Raw genomic sequence first — 3,201 nt, 5'->3', positions numbered from 1 at the left:
CGCCGAAGGCGGCGAAATCCCCATAGTCACAGGAGCACACCCATGATCCCGACCACCATGTCAGCCATGATCCTCACCGGCCACGGTGGCCTCGACAGATACGAGTGGCGAGAAGACTGGCCGGTTCCAAGCCCCGCCCCCGGCGAAGTACTGCTAAAAGTCGGGGCCTGCGGCATGAACAATACCGATGTGAACACCCGCTCGGGCTGGTACTCCAAGGCGGTGACGGACCGGACGACGGGCGAGGGTTTCGAAACAGTCAACGAGGAAGACCCCTCCTGGGGCGGTGCGCCCCTTGCCTTCCCCCGCATTCAAGGCGCCGATGTCTGCGGGAGCATCGTCGCCGTGGGCGAGGCCGTGGATGCGGCCCGTATCGGTGAGCGGGTGATCACCGACAACTGGCTGCGCGACCCCGATGACCTGACCAACAAGGCGACAACCGGCTATTTTGGCTCTGAGCGCGATGGCGGCTTTGCGCAATACTGCACCATCCCGGCCCGCAATGCCCTGGCGGTGCAATCCGACCTCTCGGATGCGGAGCTTGCCACCTTCTCCTGCTCCTACTCCACCGCCGAGGGCATGCTGACCCGCGCGCAGGTGACCGAGAAAGACACCGTCCTTGTTCCCGGTGCCTCGGGTGGTGTCGGCGGAGCACTCGTCCAGCTTGCCAAGCGGCGCGGCGCGCGAGTCATCGCCATGGCGTCGGAGGCCAAGCACGCGGATGTCGTCCGTTTCGGCCCCGACCGCATCCTGTCCCGCGCGCCCGACGATCTGCGTGCCGCGCTCGGCGATGAACAGATCACCGTGGTGGCCGATATCGTCGGTGGTCCCTACTGGCCAAAACTCATCGACGTGCTGGACCGTGGCGGGCGCTATACCTGCTCGGGTGCCATCGCCGGCCCGATGGTGGAACTTGACCTGCGCACGCTCTACCTGCGCGACCTGACCTTCACCGGCTCGACCGTGATCGACCTCGACGTGATGCCCAACCTCGTCGGCTATATCGAAGCGGGCGAGATCAAGCCCGCGCTCGCCGCCACCTATCCGCTGGCGCAGCTTCGCGAGGCACAGACCGCCTTCATCGAGAAACGCCATACCGGCAATATCGTGGTGATCCCGTGACCCCTGTCGATCTGGCCTTTGCCCGCGCCTATCACGCGATCACGATGCTGGTGGCCTCCACCCCCGCGCTGATGGGGTTCGCAGGCTGGCCGCTGGCATTGCCCACCCCGAAACCGGCGCGCGCCATTCCCGCCGCCGACATCCTCAAGGCCTGGTCCGAGGGCCATATCGACGCGACGCTCGCCACAAGCGACGCGATCCGCGAGTTGACCGACTACGCGGACTGGCAGCAGACCTATACCGTGGACGAGGTCGGGCAGGATTTCCTCGACCGCTACGGCTGGTTTGAGCTGGTGGGGCCTGAAGGCCATTACAGATCCGACGAGATCCGCGCCTACATCGCCTATTGGGGCGAAAACCTCTATTATCCCTGGCATCTGCACGAGGCGGAGGAGCTTTATTACATCCTCGCAGGCGAAGCGCTGTTCGAGGCCGAGGACGAAGCCCCCGTCACCCTCCGCCCCGGCGATATCCGCATCCACCGCTCGAACCAGCCCCACCAGATGACCACGGGCGAAAGCCCTGTCCTTGCCCTCGTCCTCTGGCGCGGCGCGGGGCTGACGGGCGTGCCACGGATGGGCACCGCATGATCATCCCCGCAGCACAAGGCCCCCGGACATGACCGACATGACCTGCACCGCAGAGCAGTTGATCGACGACGCCCGCACCCGTGTGACCCTCTTCACCTTCGCGCCCGGGCAGCAGACCGGCTGGCATCGCCACGGGTTCGACTACGTCATCACGGCCATCACCGACTGCCACATGCGGCTGGAACATCCCGACGGAACCACGACCGAAACCACCGTGCCCGCAGGCGCTGCCTACCGCCGCGACGCGGGCGTCGAGCACAACGTCATCAACGCGGGCAGCGCAGAGATGTCCTTCATCGAGGTCGAACTGAAATGAAACTCACCCGCATCACCGTGTTCCATACCGACCTGCCGCTGGAACATCCCTACTGGCTCTCGGGCGGGCGGCTGAAATTCGAAACGCTCGATGCGACCTTCGTGAAGCTGGAGACTGACGAAGGCGTCACCGGATGGGGCGAGGGCACCCCCTGGGGCCACACCTATGTGCCCGCCCACGGCCCCGGCATCCGTGCGGGGATCGAGACCATGGCCCCCTTTCTTCTGGGCCTCGATCCGCGCCGAGTGCTCGACGTGGAACGTGCGATGGACCTGGCGCTCCCCGGTCATCTCTACGCGAAATCCCCCATCGACATGGCCTGTTGGGACATCGCCGGTCAGACGGCGGGCCTGCCGATTGCCGATCTCATGGGCGGCGGCAGCCGCACGCCGCGCCCCATCGCGTCTTCGGTCGGAGCCAAGACCGTCGACGAAACCCGCGCCGTGATGGACCGCTACCGCCAGCGCGGCTACATCGCCCATTCGGTCAAGATCGGCGGCAACGTGGCCCGCGACATTGCCCGCATCCGAGACGTGGAAGCACACCGCGCCCCGCATGAAATCATCCTCTACGACGTCAATCGCGGCTGGACACGTCAGCAGGCCCTGTCGGTCATGCAGGCTACCGAAGACCTTTGCGTGATGTTCGAACAGCCCGGCGAAACGCTCGACGACATCGCCGCGATCCGCGCCAAGCACGCCGCCCCGGTCAGCGTGGACGAGGCGCTCGTCACCCTGCAGGACGCCACTCGCATCGCCCGCGACGGTCTGGCCGAGGTCTTCGGCATCAAACTGAACCGAGTCGGCGGCCTGACCAAGGCGGCCCGGATGCGTGACATAGCGCTCGCCCATGGGATCGACATGTTCATCATGGCCACCGGCGGATCGGTGCTGGCCGATACCGAGGCGCTGCATCTGGCTGCCACCATCCCCGACGCCAATTGCAAGGCGGTCTGGGCCTGCCAGGACATGATCACGGTGGACATCGCAGGCGGCCGCGGCCCCCGTAATATCGACGGCCACCTCCATCTGCCCGAGACCCCCGGCCTCGGCGTCCATCCCGACGAACCCGCGCTAGGCCCGCCCGTCGCCATCTACGAGGCCCGCTGATGCCTGTTCATCTTGGCAAAAATACCTCGGGGGAGTCGGCGTTAGCCGACGGGGGCAGAGCCCC

The 3,201-nt window shown here is 66.1% G+C and carries 4 protein-coding genes; all 4 read left to right on the top strand.

All coding sequences use genetic code 11. The features are described from left to right. The first annotated feature begins 42 nt into the window (after positions 1–42). From BKY26_RS08975 to BKY26_RS08960, 4 genes are read left to right on the top strand one after another with little or no spacing between them, the layout of a single operon-like run. Entirely contained in the window at positions 43–1,122 is a 1,080-nt protein-coding gene (locus BKY26_RS08975; protein ID WP_071690061.1) for an alcohol dehydrogenase family protein, read from the top strand. Continuing rightward, complete coding sequence (locus BKY26_RS08970; protein ID WP_131541819.1) at positions 1,119–1,712, top strand: dimethylsulfonioproprionate lyase family protein; 594 nt, start codon at positions 1,119–1,121, stop codon at positions 1,710–1,712. Before BKY26_RS08975 ends, BKY26_RS08970 begins: the two co-directional genes overlap by 4 nt. 28 nt (positions 1,713–1,740) lie before the next feature. Next, entirely contained in the window at positions 1,741–2,028 is a 288-nt protein-coding gene (locus tag BKY26_RS08965) for a cupin domain-containing protein (RefSeq protein ID WP_071690060.1), read from the top strand. After that, complete coding sequence (locus BKY26_RS08960) at positions 2,025–3,137, top strand: mandelate racemase/muconate lactonizing enzyme family protein (RefSeq protein WP_071690059.1); 1,113 nt, start codon at positions 2,025–2,027, stop codon at positions 3,135–3,137. Before BKY26_RS08965 ends, BKY26_RS08960 begins: the two co-directional genes overlap by 4 nt. Positions 3,138–3,201 lie beyond the last annotated feature (64 nt).

It is taken from the genome of Nioella sediminis (assembly GCF_001879695.1).
Taxonomy (GTDB): Bacteria; Pseudomonadota; Alphaproteobacteria; order Rhodobacterales; family Rhodobacteraceae; genus Nioella; species Nioella sediminis.
Note: the sequence above shows the minus strand (reverse complement) of the source record. Positions and strands in the feature narration are given on the sequence as shown.